Source organism: Streptomyces sp. NPDC018610, assembly GCF_044391765.1.
Taxonomy (GTDB): domain Bacteria; phylum Actinomycetota; class Actinomycetes; order Streptomycetales; family Streptomycetaceae; genus Streptomyces.
This window is the reverse complement of record NZ_JBISAL010000010.1, coordinates 115,416-131,338: the sequence shown is the minus strand read 5'-3', so window position 1 is coordinate 131,338 and position 15,923 is coordinate 115,416. Positions and strand designations below refer to the sequence as shown.

At 69.8% G+C, this 15,923-nt stretch carries 13 protein-coding genes and 4 pseudogenes; 10 read left to right on the top strand and 7 right to left on the bottom strand.

What is annotated here, in order from left to right; all coding sequences use genetic code 11:
* Positions 1-486: 486 nt before the first annotated feature.
* The gene (locus ACH5A8_RS25205) at positions 487-2,949 is read left to right on the top strand and encodes an Orn/Lys/Arg decarboxylase N-terminal domain-containing protein (protein WP_399005518.1); all 2,463 of its coding nucleotides are present in this window, start codon (positions 487-489) and stop codon (positions 2,947-2,949) included.
* Here ACH5A8_RS25205 and ACH5A8_RS25200 read toward each other — a convergent pair.
* From ACH5A8_RS25200 to ACH5A8_RS25190, 3 genes and pseudogenes are all read right to left on the bottom strand, one after another.
* Positions 2,920-3,294, bottom strand: a pseudogene (locus ACH5A8_RS25200) (transposase); the annotation flags it as partial. The gene ACH5A8_RS25205 and the pseudogene ACH5A8_RS25200 sit on opposite strands and share 30 nt — an antisense overlap.
* Before the next feature lie 87 nt (positions 3,295-3,381).
* Positions 3,382-4,392: an aldo/keto reductase gene (locus ACH5A8_RS25195; RefSeq protein ID WP_399005516.1), complete on the bottom strand. Its 1,011-nt coding sequence runs from the start codon at positions 4,390-4,392 to the stop codon at positions 3,382-3,384.
* Positions 4,393-4,735: 343 nt separating this feature from the next.
* Positions 4,736-5,413: a TetR/AcrR family transcriptional regulator gene (locus tag ACH5A8_RS25190; RefSeq protein WP_399005514.1), complete on the bottom strand. Its 678-nt coding sequence runs from the start codon at positions 5,411-5,413 to the stop codon at positions 4,736-4,738.
* 151 nt (positions 5,414-5,564) lie between these two features.
* Here ACH5A8_RS25190 and ACH5A8_RS25185 point away from each other — a divergent pair, with 151 nt between their 5' ends.
* The 3 genes from ACH5A8_RS25185 to ACH5A8_RS25175 all read left to right on the top strand — a co-directional run bounded on the left by ACH5A8_RS25185 (position 5,565) and on the right by ACH5A8_RS25175 (position 7,600).
* Positions 5,565-6,182, top strand: a complete 618-nt coding sequence (locus tag ACH5A8_RS25185; protein ID WP_399005512.1) for an NAD(P)-dependent oxidoreductase — start codon at positions 5,565-5,567, stop codon at positions 6,180-6,182.
* Positions 6,182-7,147, top strand: a complete 966-nt coding sequence (locus ACH5A8_RS25180) for an amidohydrolase family protein (RefSeq protein ID WP_399005510.1) — start codon at positions 6,182-6,184, stop codon at positions 7,145-7,147. Before ACH5A8_RS25185 ends, ACH5A8_RS25180 begins: the two co-directional genes overlap by 1 nt.
* A gap of 258 nt (positions 7,148-7,405) precedes the next feature.
* Positions 7,406-7,600 carry a hypothetical protein gene (locus ACH5A8_RS25175; RefSeq protein WP_399005508.1) on the top strand — a complete coding sequence of 65 codons (195 nt, stop codon included), beginning with the start codon at positions 7,406-7,408 and terminating at the stop codon, positions 7,598-7,600.
* A 28-nt stretch (positions 7,601-7,628) separates the two neighbouring features.
* On the opposite strand, the gene ACH5A8_RS25170 is transcribed toward ACH5A8_RS25175, so the two are convergent.
* Positions 7,629-8,528 carry an aminoglycoside phosphotransferase family protein gene (locus tag ACH5A8_RS25170; RefSeq protein ID WP_399005506.1) on the bottom strand — a complete coding sequence of 300 codons (900 nt, stop codon included), beginning with the start codon at positions 8,526-8,528 and terminating at the stop codon, positions 7,629-7,631.
* 721 nt (positions 8,529-9,249) lie between these two features.
* Between ACH5A8_RS25170 and ACH5A8_RS25165 the strand changes: the two are divergent.
* Positions 9,250-9,381 (top strand): annotated as a pseudogene (locus tag ACH5A8_RS25165) (AAA family ATPase); the annotation flags it as partial.
* 97 nt (positions 9,382-9,478) lie between these two features.
* On the opposite strand, the pseudogene ACH5A8_RS25160 reads toward ACH5A8_RS25165, so the two are convergent.
* Positions 9,479-9,913: pseudogene (locus ACH5A8_RS25160) on the bottom strand (DUF664 domain-containing protein); the annotation flags it as partial.
* 304 nt (positions 9,914-10,217) lie between these two features.
* On the opposite strand from ACH5A8_RS25160, the gene ACH5A8_RS25155 reads away from it, so the two are divergent.
* Positions 10,218-10,544, top strand: coding sequence for a hypothetical protein (locus tag ACH5A8_RS25155; RefSeq protein ID WP_399005960.1), 327 nt, complete (start codon positions 10,218-10,220; stop codon positions 10,542-10,544).
* A gap of 227 nt (positions 10,545-10,771) precedes the next feature.
* Positions 10,772-11,536, top strand: coding sequence for a hypothetical protein (locus tag ACH5A8_RS25150; protein ID WP_399005504.1), 765 nt, complete (start codon positions 10,772-10,774; stop codon positions 11,534-11,536).
* 203 nt (positions 11,537-11,739) lie between these two features.
* Here ACH5A8_RS25150 and ACH5A8_RS25145 read toward each other — a convergent pair whose 3' ends face one another.
* Entirely contained in the window at positions 11,740-12,045 is a 306-nt protein-coding gene (locus tag ACH5A8_RS25145; RefSeq protein ID WP_399005503.1) for a hypothetical protein, read from the bottom strand.
* A 397-nt stretch (positions 12,046-12,442) separates the two neighbouring features.
* Between ACH5A8_RS25145 and ACH5A8_RS25140 the strand changes: the two genes are divergently transcribed.
* The 3 genes and pseudogenes from ACH5A8_RS25140 to ACH5A8_RS25130 form a co-directional block, all read left to right on the top strand.
* Positions 12,443-13,483, top strand: coding sequence for a tetratricopeptide repeat protein (locus tag ACH5A8_RS25140; RefSeq protein WP_399005501.1), 1,041 nt, complete (start codon positions 12,443-12,445; stop codon positions 13,481-13,483).
* Positions 13,480-14,499 carry a polyprenyl synthetase family protein gene (locus ACH5A8_RS25135; protein ID WP_399005499.1) on the top strand — a complete coding sequence of 340 codons (1,020 nt, stop codon included), beginning with the start codon at positions 13,480-13,482 and terminating at the stop codon, positions 14,497-14,499. The genes ACH5A8_RS25140 and ACH5A8_RS25135 overlap by 4 nt, the downstream gene beginning before the upstream one ends.
* A gap of 136 nt (positions 14,500-14,635) precedes the next feature.
* Positions 14,636-15,112: pseudogene (locus tag ACH5A8_RS25130) on the top strand (IS701 family transposase); the annotation flags it as partial.
* Between the two features lie 143 nt (positions 15,113-15,255).
* On the opposite strand, the gene ACH5A8_RS25125 reads toward ACH5A8_RS25130, so the two are convergent.
* Positions 15,256-15,894 carry a YceI family protein gene (locus tag ACH5A8_RS25125; protein ID WP_399005497.1) on the bottom strand — a complete coding sequence of 213 codons (639 nt, stop codon included), beginning with the start codon at positions 15,892-15,894 and terminating at the stop codon, positions 15,256-15,258.
* Positions 15,895-15,923 lie beyond the last annotated feature (29 nt).

The following is a 15,923-nucleotide window of genomic DNA, read 5'->3' as shown; positions in this document are numbered from 1 at the left end:
GCGTGAGAGTTCGATCTGCGGCCAAGCCCTGGCGACGCGGGACACGAAGACCTCCGTGCGGTGCAGTCCTAAGGGCTGTCCCGTGATCCCCGGCGGGCGCGCGACGACAGCTACGGCACTCTCCCAAGCTCTTCGAGCAGGGGGCACCCCCACGCCGCGTTGTCGGATCGCCCGAATACGCCCAGTATGAGGACGACCCTCCGCCTTGCGGTGCACCGCATCTGACGCCGCGCGCTGATCCGCCGGGAATCACGGGACAGCCCTCAGACAGCTCCACCGCATTGGAGGTCTTCGCCGTGATCAAGCCCTACGAGCGTTGTCAACGTTCGTGATCAATACATCCAGGGCGTGTCGCGAGAGTCAACATCGGGACGGCGGGTTTCCGCCGTAGCGGTGGTTTGCCGTCCCGGCCGCCGTTCTGCCCGGTGCGCCGCCAGGACACTGGCCGGGGCGGCCAACGCGCCGCCGTGGAGGGCGGGAGAGCGCATGGCCGACAGCAGGATCCTGGTCGCGGTACCGGAACACCCTCGGGGCGAGGGAGCCGAGCCCGAGCAGTTACGGAAGATCCGGGACGCGATCGAGGCGGGCGGCTTCGAAGTCCGGTGGGCGGTGACGGCAGAGGACGCGGACGCGGTACTGCGCACCGAGGCTGGTCTGGCGGCGGCGCTGGTGGCCTGGGACCTTCCCAGGGCCGCCGGTGACGGGCCCGGCGCCGCGCTCGCCGCGCCGGGGAGCACACTCGCCCGGCCGGGCAGCACTCTCGACGGGACCCCGGGCGGCGGCGCTGTGCTGCGCCGGATCGGCCGCCGATTCCGGGACCTGCCGGTCTTCTTGGTGATGGCCGACGAGGGCCTGGGGGACCTGCCGCTGTGGGTGTCCGAGTCGGTCTTGGGTTACATCTGGCCGCTGGAGGACACCCCGGGCTTCATCGCGGGCCGCATCACCACCGCCGCCCGCGCCTACCGGGAATCCGTGCTGCCGCCGTTCTTCCGGGCACTGCGCCGCTTCGACGACGCCCACGAATACTCCTGGCACACCCCGGCCCACTCCGGCGGTGTCGCCTTCCTCAAGTCGCCGGCGGGACGCGCCTTCCATGACTACTTCGGGGAGCGGCTGCTGCGCAGCGACCTGTCGATCTCGGTCGAGGAACTGGGATCGCTGTTCGAGCACACCGGCCCGATCGGCGAGGCGGAGCGCAACGCGGCCCGTGTGTTCGGCTCCGAACTCACCTACTTCGTGTTGCACGGCGACTCGACGTGCAATCGCCTGGTAGGCCATTTCAGCGTCACCCGCGACGAGATCGCGCTGGTGGACCGCAACTGCCACAAATCCGTGCTGCACGGCCTGGTCGTCTCGGGTGCCCGGCCGGTCTACCTGGTCCCCACCCGTAACGGCTACGGCCTGGCGGGGCCGCTGCCCCCGGCCGAGATCGCCGCGGACGCGGTGGCGGCCCGGATCGCCGCGCATCCGCTCACCGAGGGCGCGGTGTCCCCGCACCCGCAGTACGCGGTGTTCACCAACTCCACTTATGACGGCCTGAGTTACGACGCCGTAGCCACCGCTCGCGCGTTCGCCGCGAGTACGCCCCGGGTGCACTTCGACGAGGCGTGGTTCGCGTACGCCCGTTTCCATCCGCTCTACGCCGGCCGTTACGGCATGTCGGTGGACGAGGAGGTTTTCCCCGGCCCGGACCGCCCGACCGTGTTCGCCACCCAGTCCACGCACAAGCTGCTGGCGGCGCTGTCGCAGAGCGCGATGGTGCACGTGCGACCCGCAGCGCGGGCACCGGTGGAGCATGAGCGGTTCAACGAGGCGCTGATGATGCACGGCACCACCTCGCCCCTCTACCCGATGATCGCCTCGCTCGACGTGGCGACGGCGATGATGGACGGCCCGCAGGGCGAGTGGTTGATCGACGAGGCGGTGAGCGAGGCGATCCGCTTCCGTCAGGAGATGGTGCGCCTGCGACGGCGGATCGAGAGCGCCGGGGACCGGCCGCCGTGGTTCTTCGGGGTGTGGCAGCCGGACACGGTCACCGACCCGGCGAACGGTGAACGGCTGTTGTTCGAGGAAGCCCCGCCGGAGCTGCTGCGCACCGAGCAGTCCTGCTGGCTGCTGGAGCCCGGCGCCGACTGGCACGGCTTCCCCGGGCTGACCGAGGGGCACTGCATGTTGGACCCCGTCAAGGTCACGCTGACCTGCCCGGGGATCAGCGCCACCGGCGAGATGGCCGAGGAGGGCATCCCGGCCCGGGTGCTCACCGCCTATCTGGCCACCCGCAAGATCGTGGTGGAGAAGACCGACAGTTACACCACGCTGATCCTGTTCTCCATGGGCATCACCAAGGGCAAGTGGGGCACCCTGCTGGACGCCCTGACGGATTTCAAGGCCCTCTACGACGCCGACGCCCCACTGGAGCAGGTCCTGCCGGAGGCCGTCGCCGCGCATCCCCGCCGGTACGCGGGCCTGACCCTGCGCGGGCTGTGCCAGGAGATGCACGAGCAACTGCGCTCGGTGCGCCTGGTGGAGCTTCTGGACACGGCCTTCCAGCAGCTCCCGCAGCCCGTGGCGCCACCTCAGCACTGTTACCAGCGGCTGGTGCGCGGTGACACCGAGCGGGTCCGGATCTCGGAGGCGGCGGGTCGGGTGGCGGCTGCCATGGTGACGGTCACCCCGCCTGGCATCCCGGTCCTGATGCCGGGCGAGTCCATCGGCGCACCCGACGGCCCGCTGCTGCGCTATCTCACCGCCCTGGAGTCCTTCGACCGCCGCTTCCCCGGCTTCCGCAGCGAGACCCACGGCGTGACCAACGATGAGGACACGGGCGACTACCTGATCGAGTGCCTGATCCAGGGTGCGGGGCAGCTGCCGGGGCACTCGCCCGGGCGTGTCGGTCAGAGGTCGTTTTCTCCCGTTGTTTCATCCCGTGATGCGGGGCTGGCCCCATGATGTCGGGTGGCGCCAGGAGAGGGGGTGCTCACCGGTGAGACGGCGGGCCATGAGGGCGGTCACGGTAAGGTGGATCATGGCTTCGGAGCGTTCGGGAAGGGTCACGTAGTCGCGGGCGAGCCGGCTGTGGAGCATGAGCCAGCCATGGGTCCGCCCAACCGTCCAACGTTTCGGGATCTGTGTGAAGCCCCTGCTCCCGGGGGTGCGTTGGACGATTTCGAGGACGATACCGAGAGTGGCGGCGTGCTCAAGGAAGTGTGTGCGGTAGCCGCCGTCGACCCACACTTCGCGGATGGTGGGATGGGCGGCCGCTGCCTGGCCGACTAGGGTCTGGCCCGCGGCGTTCCGCCGTGCTCACCGCGCCGGCGGGCCGACCACAGGGCTGTGAAGGCCGGGGCCAAGGACTCGTCGCAGGCCCGGCGGCAGCCCGGACTACCGGGAGCCCGCCACAGGCTGTTGCTTGTAGAAGGACTCCTCCAGGTAGGCGGCCTCGTGCGGCTGGTAGGGCTCCTCCAGGTAGGCGGCCTCGTCTTCGTCGAGTTCGACGTCCACCGCGGCGACCGCGTCGGCCAGCTGGGCCGGCTTGGTGACCCCGACGACGGGCGAGGTCACCGCCGGGTTGCGCATGACCCAGGACAGGGCGACCTGGGCCGGGGACAGACCCCGCTCGCCCGCGATCTCGTGGACGCGCTCGGCCACTGCCTGGTCCTCGTCGCGGTAGAGGATCCTGCCGCCCGGGTCTGTGGCGGCACGGGCCGTGGCGGTGTCCCGGACCCGCGTCAGCCTGCCCCGCGCCAGCGGGCTCCACGGGATCACGCCGATGCCCTGGTCGGCGCAGAGCGGGAGCATCTCCCGCTCCGCTTCCCGGTGGATGAGGTTGTAGTGGTCCTGCATCGACACGAACCGGGTCCAGCCGTTCAGGTCAGCCAGGTACAGGGCCTTGGCGAACTGCCAGGCGTACATGGAAGAGGCTCCGATGTAGCGGACCTTCCCGGACCTGACCGCGTCATGCAGCGCCTCGAGGGTTTCCTCGATCGGAGTGTCGTAGTCCCAGCGGTGAATCTGGTACAGGTCGATGTAGTCGGTCCCCAGTCGCTTCAGGGAGGCGTCGAGCTCGGCGAAGATCGCCTTGCGGGACAGCCCGGCGCCGTTCGGGCCGGGGCGCATCCGCATCCAGACCTTGGTGGAGAGAACGACCTCCTCGCGCCGGGTGAAGTCCTTGACCGCCCGGCCGACGATCTCCTCGCTGCTTCCGGCGCTGTACCCATTGGCCGTGTCGAGGAAGTTGACGCCGCCCTCGAGGGCCTGCTTGATGATGTCCCGGCTGGTGTCCGCGCCCAGCGACCAGGGCTCACCGCCCCGGTCCGGCTCGCCGAAGCTCATGCAGCCGAGGGCGATGGCGGAGACTTCCAGTCCGGTCGTTCCGAGTTTGATGTATCGCATGCTTCGGAACCTAGGAGTTGGAGTGCGCTCTCACGCAAATGCAAGGGCATGGGGCGTCTAGACGGCCAAATGAAGAGGCGAAAGGCAAGATCGGCTCGCCCCGAGAACCTACGGAGCGTCACCGCTCCACGGAAGTCGGGCCCTCCGGGTTCCGGCTCGACCTCTGTGCCGAGCCGATTCTCGATGTCCGAGGCCGGAGCGCGCCGGGGACCGACAGGTCAGCGGCTTGTCCTGAGGCAGACACAAGCCCGGGCGGTGTGGCTCCACAGAAGTTGTGCCAGAGCCACTTCACGTGGACGAAGCCGATTGATCGACACCGTGCGCAGTGGTTGGCGCGAGCCGCTTACGCTGGGCGGTTCGCCGTCCGGGCGAGCTCCACGATCTCGTCGACGGGCCTTCCGGTGTGCAGGGCGAGGGTCTGCGCGATGAGGTCGGTGAGGTCGGGCCAGGGCATGTTCCCGTGCGCGTTGTACAACGCGACCAGGCCGTGCAGGGCGGTCCAGAGCAGCAGGCCGGCCTGCCAGTCCTGCTCGGGGCCGCGACGGTCCCGGTGTTCCGGCTGATCCTGCCGGGCGCCGGCCATCGAAGCGACGACGGATCCGAGCAGTTCCTCTCCCGCGCCGTGCGTGTTCGTGGGCACCAGCTCGGCGGGCATCCCGCCGCCGAAGAGCGTGCGGTACTGCCCGGGGTGATCGACTCCCCAGTGCACGTAGGCGGCGCACCGGGCGACCAGGTCGGCCAGGGGCCCCTCGGCGCCGTCCGCGGCCGTGCGCATGACCGCGGCGAGTTCGTCGTAGCGCAGCCGCAGCACGTGCTGGACGAGCGCGCCGAGGTCGGGGAAGTGCCCGTAGATGCTCGCGGGGGCGACGCCGACCTCGCGGGCGACCTGCCGGAGGGTGAGCGTCTCGGGCCGTTCGAGCGTGGCCAGCAGCCGGGCGGCAGCCTCCACCAATTCGGCCTTGAGGACCTGCCCCTGCCCCCGTGGGTTCCGTCGGCGGGGGGCGGCTTCTTTGCTGCTCACAGGCGTACTCCCGGCGTTCGGCAACAGTCGTTAACTGTACCGCCGGCCGCGTGCCCGCCTCCAGTTCCCTTGCCCCCACCCCCCTTGACATCAGTTACCAACACTTGTTCACTTACATAACCAACAGTTGTTTAGTTACTTGGGAGGAAGCATGCGCATCGCCGTACTCGGGGCGACCGGCAGGGTCGGCCGCCTCGTCGTCGAGCAGGCCCTCCAGCGCGGGCACGAGGTCGTCGCGCTGGTTCGCCGACCGGAGACCCGCCTGGTGCCCGGACAGCCGACCGTTCAGATCCGCCAGGCCGACGTCACCGCCCCCGCCGCGTTCCCGGACCTGACGGACGTCGACGTGGTCGTCTCCGCCCTCGGCATCGGCAAGGGCGACGGCCAGGGAACGCTCGTCGCCGGCGCGCGGGTCCTCGCCGACGTCCCGGTGCGCACGCTGTGGCTCGGCGCGCTCGGCTCCGGCTCCTCCGTCGGCGCCGGCGGCGGGATCTACCAGTGGGTCATGAAGGCCTTCGTCGGCGAGGAACTGGCGGAGAAGGCCGCCGCGGACTCGATCGCCCTCGACAGCGGCGCGACCGTCTTCCACGCCCCCGACCTGTGGGCCGGCGGCGTCAGCACCAGGCGCCGCAACATCCCGCTGGAGGCCTACGCGAAGCCCGTCCTGCCGCCGCACGCCTCCCGAGCCACCGTCGCGGCGCTGATGCTCGACGAGGCCGAGCGGCCGACCCGCGCATCGGGGATCCTCGTCCCGGTGGGACGCGCCTGATGCGCGGGTACGTCGCCGTCGAGGAAGCCATCGCGATCCCAGGCCTGGCAGACCGGCGGCCGCCGACGCCGATGCCGGACAACATCGAACCGGCCTTCCTCGCGGACATGGCCGCCCGGCTGCCCGACGTCACTCGGTTGCGGCTGCCTGACATGGACGCCAACGGCATCGCCGTACAAGTGCTCTCCCTCACCGTCCCGGGGATCGAGGCGGAAACCGATGCGGCCCGTGCGGTGGACAACGCCCGGTACGTCAACGACCACCTCGCAGAGATCGTCGACGCCCACCCCGGCCGGTTCGCCGCCTTCGCGGCGCTGCCGCTCCAGGACCCGGCCGCCGCCGTCACGGAGCTGCGCCGAACTGTCGAACGCCTCGGGTTCAAGGGAGCGCTCGTCAACGATCACATCCAGGGCCGGTACCTCGACGACCCCGCGTTCGACCGGGTCTGGGCGGCGCTGAGCGAACTCGGTGTACCGCTGTACCTGCACCCCGGCATGCCGCCCGCGGACCGCTGGCGCGTCCTCGACGCCCATCCCGAGCTGGACGGCGCGTTGTGGAGCTGGCAGGCCGCCACCGGCGGGCACGCCATGCGCGTGATCATGTCCGGGGTGCTCGACCGGCATCCGGAGGCGACGATGATCCTCGGGCACGCCGGCGAGTTCCTCCCCTTCCAGCTCTCCCGCTTCGACTCGCGCTACGCGACCCTCACCGTGCCGCACCCGCTGCGGCGCAAGCCGTCCGAGTACTTCGGGACGAACGTGCTCGCCACGACCAGCGGTGTGCTGTCCCCGGCGGCGATCGAAGCACTCGTGCACGTGCTCGGTGCGGACAGCGTGCTGTTCGCCGTCGACTACCCCTACGAGAGGACACGTGCGGCCGTCACCGCCCTCGAACGGACCCGCCTTCCGGACGCCGACAAGCAGAAGATCGCCTCCGGCAACGCCCGCCGGCTTCTACGCCTCTGACCGTCTTGGTCGTCGCCCTGTCCGGCGTCCATGCCCTGCCCTCCCACCGGATCCGCACGATACCGCTGAAGCAGGTGGACCTGGCCCGGGGCCGTCTGGACCCCGACCAGGAACCGTCCGCTGGACGAGTACACCACCGAGGCGATCAACAGCTGCCTCGACCACCGGCGTCGCCGCTGGCCGAACAGCACCAACCCGCATCTGCTGGTCAGCCGGAACACCGCCACCACCACCACGACGGCGGTGGGCACATTCTGGATGGACAAACTCGTCCGGCCACTGCCGGTGGGCCTCGACCGGCTGCGGCAAGACCGCATCCTGGAGGAGGCTCTCGCCAGCGGCGCCGACCCCCTCCACCCCGCACACGTCTTCTCCCTCGCTGCACATACCAGCCTCCGCTGCACGATCGCCGTTGCCACCTCGGCCGCCGAACACGACCCGCGCACCCCATGAAGCGGCATGGCTTTGTCCGGGACAGCCCTTAGCCGATGAGGGCCCCGGTGATCTGACGGGTGGTCTGCGCGGCGACCCGGGGGTTGACAGCGGCGTAGTGGGTGTAGGCGTTCAGGGCCGTGGCCAGCGCCCAGCCGCGGCCCCGGATCCAGGTGGCGTCGTCCACACCGAGCGCGGCGCGGAAGGCGGCCCGGGGCCCGGCCGACATCAGGGTGAAGGCGATCGTCAGGTCGCAGGCCGGGTCGCCGATGCCGAGCCCGCCGAAGTCGATGACCGCGCTGAGGCGGCCGTCGATGGTCAGCAGGTTGCCGGTGTGGAAGTCACCGTGGAACCAGACCGGAGGACGATCCCACCTGGGAGCGCTCAGCGCCGCGTCCCACAGTTCGGTCATGGCCGCGGTGTCGAACGCGCCGTCGGCCTTCGCGATGGCGGCCCGCGTCGCCCGGTCGCGTGCGGCCAGCGGCCGGACGATGAGATCCTCGCGGGCGCCCTGGATCGGGATCTCCTCGGGCTCGAATCGCTGGAGGGCGACCAGGAACCCGGCTAGTTCGACGGCGGCCTCGGACGAATCGGCCAGTGCCTCGACGGTCGCCACCTCGCCGTCCAGCCAGCGGGACACCGCCCACGGCCATGGATAGCCGAAGTCGGGCTTCCCCACCCCAACTGGTACCGGGATGGCCAGGGGTAGATGCGGGGCGAGCCGGGGCAGCCACTCGGACTCCTTCCTGGCCTGCCCGATGGCCCCGGAATGGCGGGGCAGCCGGACGGACAGTTCCTCGCCCAGCCGGTAGATCACATGGTCCGAACCGGCCGGGTCGAGCAGCTCCAGGGGCAGCCCGGCCCACTGCGGGAACTGCGTATCGACCAGGCGCCTGACCAGTGCGGCATCGATCGCGGGACGGGTGTCCGCGTTTCTCTCGGTCGCCAAGAGCAGCTCCTGGATTCGGCCCGCCCCGTGCGGCGGGCAGTCAGGGCAATCACAGTGCGCCGCAGGCTCGCCTGTCGACCGGATTTTCCCACCGGCGTCTCTGGTACGGGACTTCCCGCCCCAGCTCCTCGAAACCGAGCCGACAAGTCCCACTGAACCCACGGATCCATTCTTGAGAACAGCTGCGACGAACGCTCGGGCTCACGCTGAACTGCCTTCAGTTTTCATGAATCGCGGAGGTGATGGGGCGCATTGAATTTCCCCAGCCCGTGCTCAGGGGTGGGACACACCTGCTCACCGGGACTCCCCACCCGCGTCGACAGCAGCGTCAGTGCGGAACCCTCCCCGCCGTGAATCCCTCGCCGTCCTGGAACACGATCAGCACTCCGCTGTCGACGAGACAGACCCAGCATTCAGGAGAGCACTCCAACATGGCTTCCGCCAGGACCGCTGCGTTGCCGGCTTGGCCGCCGCTCCGCGGGCCGGGGTCATGACAGCGGATGCGGGCGCGCTGGAGGCCCGCAAGGCCGCCGGGGCCGGGACCGAGCCCGCACCAGCTGCCCGGCCCCTCGGCCAGCCGCCGACGACGGTGACGTCCTTGCACGAGTGGCGCCTGGCACATCTTCCGCCGGACACCAGGCCGCTGCCCTCGGTGTCTCACTACGACCAGATGCTGCGACGCCTCCGCAGCAGCGGCCACCGTGAGGGAGAAGCGCAGACCACCGACTCAAGGCTCTGCGCGGCCATCGTCGACCGGCTCACGTCCGACGGCACCATCATCGAGACCGGCATCGACTCCTATCGCCTCGTCGGCACCCGAGCCCGAGCTGAGGAACCCGCCAAGGCCGGCTGACATCTGCCGAGCCTGACTCGACGGCCTGCCGCCCTGACGGACGGCGGGCCAGGCGGCGTTCGCGGGCAGTGCTGCCCTGTCGCGCGATTCGGTCGATTCAAGCCCTGATCGGTGCGGCCGACCTGGCGGCCTGCTCGATCTTGGCGCAGTAGGCTGCACGGGCTTCTTCGTCGATCTGCTTCTCGTGTTCGGCGCGCAACCCGGTCCGGCCGTCGAGGCCCTCGCGCAGGATATCGGCGTGCCCGGCATGCCGGATGGACTCGCCGAGGACATGGACCATGATGGCGAACAGGTTCGTGTCGGCATAAGGCTCCGGCCACCACGGCACGTGGCCGGGGGCGTCGAGGGGAAGCTCGTTGATCGTCGCGTCCGAGTGTTCCCACGTGCGCTGGTAGAACCCGATGATCTGATCGCTGGTCTCGTCCTCGGTCGCCCACAGATCGCTGCCGTTGGAGTCCTGCCACCGGGGCAGCGGTTCCGGGGAAGGGCGGCCGAAGACCTCGCCGAAGTACCTGGCCTCGACGCCGGCCACGCAGGGATTCCCGTGCCGTCCGCTCCCTCCGCTGTATCCGATTCCGGTCGACCTGTTCCGTCAAGCCTGTGGCGGGACGCCGACTTCCGCAGACTCTGGATGGGTCAGACACGACTTCCCGGCCGAGCACTGGCTTCGTCTGCGGACCACGAATCCGATCGAGTCGACCTTCAGCACGGTCAGGTCGCGGACCAGCGGCCCGGGAACGGTCTCGGAGTGCGCATACGGCGTTGCGGATCGCGGGAGCGGCGTACGTCAACACCGGCCACTGATGTCGGGGCGAGTGGGCGTGGTGGGACGGCACATGAGTATCACGACCAGCACAAGCACCCGGAACAGCGTCACTGAGCCGGGATCGGCTGGGTCATCGCGCGGACGGCACCACCTGTCGGCGACGGCACAGCGGGAGGTCGGCGGCCTGCTGCATCCGGGCGGCGCGACCCATCCGTGGCAGCGCCGCCGCGTCTCCGTCGGCTGGGGCACGCGCGAGACGATCGACCACCGGCCGGTCGTGCCCGACACCGTGGGCGAGTTCGCCGGGGACACCCCAGTGGACGAAGGCCGCTACCGGTATCGGGTCCAGGTTCCGTCGGCCTCCGTGACGAAGTGGATGGTGGTCTTGCCGTGGTAGCCGAGGGGCAGGGCGACCACAGCTGCGGGGGCATGGAGGACCAGGTCTTACGTCTCGGGCGAAGATCGAGCCCCTCCGATGCCCGGCGCATCGCCTCTCGCGAGGCGAAGGTCGTGTGATGCCCGATCGTGATCCGCGGGCGTACAACCTCATGTTGATCACGGCTGTCGAAAAACGCGCCGGAGGATGAGTCTCCGGCGCCTTTCGGTACAGAGATCGGGGATCAAGTGGGCAAGAACCTCTGGAGAGCTGTCGTGGCCGGTGGCGCGGCTGCTGTGTTCACCGGCATGGCCGCAGTTCCGGCCGGCGCGGCCGAAGGCGGGGCCTCGTTCACCCGCGTCCAGGTGAACGGCGGCAAGCCGATCGTGATCGGCGTGTCGAACGAGGTCGCGGTACCCACCTCCTTCCGGATGGCGACCACCCACAAGTGGAAGTGGCCGACGGCGTTTCTGTACCGCGGCGGCACGGGTGATCGACTGTGGCACGCCATCGAGACAAGCGACTGCATCAAGGTGAGTTCAGGCGTCTGCGACTTCAACGAGACGATGTACTTCCAACCGAGCGAATACGACATGCACAACAGCGAGGCCGGAGCCTGGAAGGTCGCAGCCGAGGTGTACTTCCAGGGCGGCGGCGGTGACACTGATGACGAGGGCCTCACGGTCTACGTCAAGCGCAACTCCCACCTGACCGTGGCCGCCTCACCCGAGCCGGTGACCAAGGGCAGCACCATCACTGTGACCGGAAAGGTCACGCGAGCCAACTGGGAGACCAGGAAGTACGCCTCCTACGGAGGCCGCCTGGTGAGCCTGCAGTTCAAGCCCACCGGAGCCACCTCCTACACCACGGTGAAGAAGGTGTACGCGAACGGCTCGGGTGATCTCAAGACGACCGTGAAGGCGTCCAAGACGGGCACGTGGCGCTGGGCGTACTACGGCAACACCACCACCGGGCCGTCGACTTCGGCCGGGGACAACGTCAAAGTGAAGTGACCCCCTGGGCTGCCTTCTCATGCCCGCAGCCGCTCATCGACCCGATCGCGCAGCACCTGCTCGGTGGCGGTGCCGGGTGTGGAGGCGCGGGCTGGGGCGTGGGGCAGTTCCTCGCCGGGGCCGGCCAGCTCGTAGTGCCCTGTCGGGTGCGGGCAGCGCAGCTGCGGCGATTGCGCTGCTCTCGTGCACGATATGTTGAATGACTACGAGCAACTTGAGCGGCAAGTTGCCCTGATCGCATGGGTGTTCACCCGAAGTGCACCCTTCCGACCTCTCTGCGCGAGCGGAGGTGAGCCGCCGGCGGCCCTCTCGGCGATGAGGTGGGCGCCGTCCTCGCTGCCGGGCACCTGGTAGGTGAAGGGCATCTTCAGGTCACTCGTCGCATCACCGCCGGCCGGGATGGTGACGGAGGCGGAGCCGCTGAAGGTCACCGTTGTCTGTGTCGCGGCCGCGTTGGCTCCACCTGCGGTGGCGTCCTGCGGTGCGACGGACGCGGCGTCGAAGGTCACGGGCGTCGCACCATGGCGTCGGACAGGGGCAGGCGTACTGCGTTGCCGTCGTCGGTACCGATGCTGATATGGCCCGGGATCCGCAGTGTCTGTCCATCGACGGTGGCGATGCTGCCGCCCTCGTCACCGCGATGGGAGAGCGGTAGGGCGGCACGCACACCCGGGTCCCGTCGCGCCGTTGACGCCCGCGGCGGCGCTGCGACCGTGCCGCCGAACAGCGGCGACGGGCGGGCGCCACGAAACCTTCACAGCATGATCGCCATCACTCGGGCAACCCGCGCCGCCGAACCCGCGTCTTGGTCGACAACAGACCGACACGCCCCGGTCCTCTCGGCCGGGGCGTATTCACAACGCGCTATACACGGCGTGTATACACAGCGTTTATAGAAAGGCATGCATGTACGGCAAGGCTTTCGCTCCCGAGTACCAGGGTGCCCTGACCACCCTGTCCGTGAACTCCTCGCTGACGGACGTGCTGGCGGAAGGCATCGAGAAGCTGCGCGATGCCGAGCGGTCGGGTCAGCCGGCCGAGGCCGCCCGCTGCGGGCTCGCCGTCGCTGAGGCGTACCGGCGGCTCGGAAAGGTGGAGGAGGCCGACCGGGCCTGGAAGGCGAGCTACCGCACCGCTCGGGAGGCCGGTGACGCCGCGGCGATGGCGTGGGCGCTGTGGAGCGGCGGCACCCTCGCCCGGCAGCGCGGGGCGTTCCCTCTGGCCTGGCGGCTGCTCGGACTCGCGGCCGAACTCGGCGAACGGGCCGGCGACGTCGTCTGCCGGGGCTATTCGCTGGCCGGACTCGCGGAGACCGGCCGTATCCAGGGCGACTACGCGGCGGTCGGCCGGCTGCACGAGCAGCTGCTGGCCGAGGCCCGCAGGCGCGGCGAGGCCCGGCACACGGTGTGGGCCCTGGAGGGCATCGCCCAGATGCACCGCAACACCGGGGACTTCGACCGGGCGTACGCGCTGTTCGAGGAGGCGGCGGAGATAGCCGAGCGCGCCGAGGACCGGCGCGGGCACGCATGGGCGCTGCGCGGCCTCGCGGACATCCTCTCGGTGCGCGACAAGGACACCGAGCGCGCACTGGAGCTGCTGTCCCGGGCGGAGGCCGGCTGCCGCGCGATGAACCTGTCCAGCGCGCTGGCCTACAACCACAAGATGCGCGGCAACGTCCTCTACCGGGCCGAACGCCACGAGGAGGCGCGCCGGATGTACGAGCTGGCGCTGTCGGAGTTCCGCGCGATGAACGAACCGCGGGGCGAGGCGCTCGCCCGGCTGGGCCTCGCCAAGTCGCTGGCACGGCTTGGCAGGAGCCGCGACGAGACGGCGGCCGAACTCACCGACCTGGCACGCTCGTTGGAAGGCAGCGGCCTCAAGCACGTGCAACGGCTGGTGGAACGCGCCCAGGAGGAGTTCGGACTCGACGCGGAGGTCGTACGGTGACCGCGCTCCAGGCCCCGCCCGCCGCGTCCGAACTCCTGACCCACTGCGCCGGGTTGGTGCGGCCGGCGCTGCACCAGGCGGTGGGTCGGCTTCATCCGTGGCTGGGCGAGATGGCCGCGTACTCCTTCGGCTGGTGCGAGGTGGGCGGCGCGCCCGCCACCGCACCGGGCGGCAAGGCTGTACGGCAGGCACTGGCGGTGCTCGGCGCGCGAGCGGTGGGCGCCGACGAGCATGCCGGGATCCCGGCGGCCGTCGCGGTGGAACTGGTCCACGCTTTCTCGCTGCTGCACGACGACATCATGGACGGCGACGCGACCCGGCGCCGCCGCCCGGCCGTGTGGAAGGCGTACGGCACGGGCCCGGCGGTGCTGGCCGGCGACGCATTGTTCGCGCTGGCGGTGGAGACCCTCGCCGCCGTGCCGCAGGGTGCCGGTGCCGTACGGCTCCTCTCGGCGGCCCTGGCCGACCTGATGCGCGGGCAGGCCGACGACCTGCTGTTCAGCGGCCGGCCGTGCACCGGCCCGGACAGGGTGACGGTCGAGGAGTACCGGTCCATGGCGGAGGCCAAGACCGGTTCCCTGCTGGGCTGCGCCGCCGCCCTGGGCGCCGTGCTCGGCGGCGCGGACGAGGACACCACCAGCGTGCTGGACCGGGCCGGACGGCATCTCGGCATCGCCTTTCAACTGGTCGACGACGTACTCGGAATCTGGGGCGACCCCGCCGTCACGGGCAAGCCCACGGGCGGCGATCTACGGGAGCGCAAGAAGACCTACCCCGTGCTGGCCGCCCTCGATTCCCCGGCGGGCGGTGCCCTGCCTGAACTGCTGGACTCGCCGGGGCGTTCTGAGGAGGCAGCCGAGCTGATCGAGGCGGCCGGCGGCCGAACAGCGGCACTGGCCGAGGCCCGCACGCACACGTCCACCGCCCGTGCCCTCCTGTCACGGGCCCCGCTGGTCGCCGGGGCCGCAAGGGACCTACTCACGGTGCTGAACTTCCTGGTCGGCCGCGAGGTGTAAGGGCTCGCAGAGGATCAACATGTTGGTTTGATCTTTGTGGGGCCGCTGTTGGCGAGGAACGCGGTGACGTCAGCGCGTGTCCGGAACCTAGTACCGCAACGGTCTTCGCCGTGGCGGGTGGCCAGCTTCGTCGTTGATGTGGTTATGGGTGGGGGACCTTGCTGATGTCAGGTTCTGGGCGGGTGAACTCGAGGCGGTGCATGAGCGGTTCGTGCACCGTTTCAGCAGGTCGGATCCGCGTGAGTCGGCACTGGTCTCTATGCGCGGGCTGATCGCTCCGCTGCGGCGCAAGAACGGCTGGACGCTGGCGGAGGAGGCCGGCCACGCGGGCCCGGACCGTATCCCGCGGATGCTGAACCGGATCGAGTGGGACGCCGATGAGGTGCGCGACGACGTGCGCCAGTACGTGGTCGAGCACCTCGGCGACCCGGACGCCGTGCTGGTCGTGGACGACACCGGCTTCCTGAAGAAGGGGACGCGGTCGGCCGGGGTGCAGCGGCAGTACTCCGGCACCGCCGGGCGGGCGGAGAACTGCCAGGTCGGCGTCTTCCTCGCCTATGCGACCGACCGCGGGCGGACGCTGATCGACCGGCGTCTGTATCTGCCGTCATGGCTCTGATCAGCGGTCTGCCAATGCCTCCCGGCCCGTGACACCACTTTTTCGACCACGCGCCATGACTCGATCCTCTCAGGGAACCGAGCCTCCATCAGACCCGGAGCCGTTCAGTGCTCGTGCGGTCGGTACTGCAACGACACCTATGACGTCGATCGGATCGCGGAGATGTCGAACTGGAGCCGGACCTTCTCGCTCACCATGGTGCCGCCTGTCTTGAGGCGCTGGTTGTAGACCAGGCCCCATTCGGTGCGGTCGATGGTGGTGGTGCCGTCGAAGCCGGCTCGCTCGTAGCCGAAAGGATCCAGGACCGAGCCGAGGTAGTCGAGTTGCAGGTCGATGGGCCGGGTGACGTCGCGGATGGTCAGGTCCCCGGTCATGCGGAAGGTCTCTCCGTTCTCGTGGAGGGTGGAGGTGCTGCGGAAGGTCATTTCCGGGTAGCGGCGCGCGTCGAAGAAGTCACGGCCGATGATGTGTGCGTCTCTTTGTTCCACGCCCGTGTCGACGCTGGCGACCTGGATGACGAGGTCGGCCCGCGACTCGGAGGGCCGGGCTCCGTCGAAGTACAACGTGCTGTCGTATTCGGTGAAAGCCCCTCGGACTGTCGTGACCATGGCGTGCCGCACGGAGAATCCGATGCGGCTGTGCGGGCGGTCGATGGTCCATCGCCCGGTCAGGGCTCGAAGTGCCGGGTCGAGCGTGGTTTCCGTGACGGAGGCGCCGGTGCCGGCAGCCGGGTTCGGCTCGCTGAGGGCGGTCTGACGTCGGCTGAAGATACCCATGATCCTGATCCCTTTCCCATCTGCTCGCT

Excerpts from the sequence above, each read along its gene's own strand:
- ACH5A8_RS25175 (WP_399005508.1), top strand. The coding sequence starts at position 7,406 with ATGGACAAACTCGTCCGGCCACTGCCGGTGGGCCTCGACCGGCTGCGG.
- ACH5A8_RS25195 (WP_399005516.1), bottom strand. The coding sequence starts at position 4,392 with ATGCGATACATCAAACTCGGAACGACCGGACTGGAAGTCTCCGCCATC.
- ACH5A8_RS25140 (WP_399005501.1), top strand. The coding sequence starts at position 12,443 with ATGTACGGCAAGGCTTTCGCTCCCGAGTACCAGGGTGCCCTGACCACC.
- ACH5A8_RS25205 (WP_399005518.1), top strand. The coding sequence starts at position 487 with ATGGCCGACAGCAGGATCCTGGTCGCGGTACCGGAACACCCTCGGGGC.
- ACH5A8_RS25155 (WP_399005960.1), top strand. The coding sequence starts at position 10,218 with ATGAGTATCACGACCAGCACAAGCACCCGGAACAGCGTCACTGAGCCG.
- ACH5A8_RS25185 (WP_399005512.1), top strand. The coding sequence starts at position 5,565 with ATGCGCATCGCCGTACTCGGGGCGACCGGCAGGGTCGGCCGCCTCGTC.
- ACH5A8_RS25125 (WP_399005497.1), bottom strand. The coding sequence starts at position 15,894 with ATGGGTATCTTCAGCCGACGTCAGACCGCCCTCAGCGAGCCGAACCCG.
- ACH5A8_RS25180 (WP_399005510.1), top strand. The coding sequence starts at position 6,182 with ATGCGCGGGTACGTCGCCGTCGAGGAAGCCATCGCGATCCCAGGCCTG.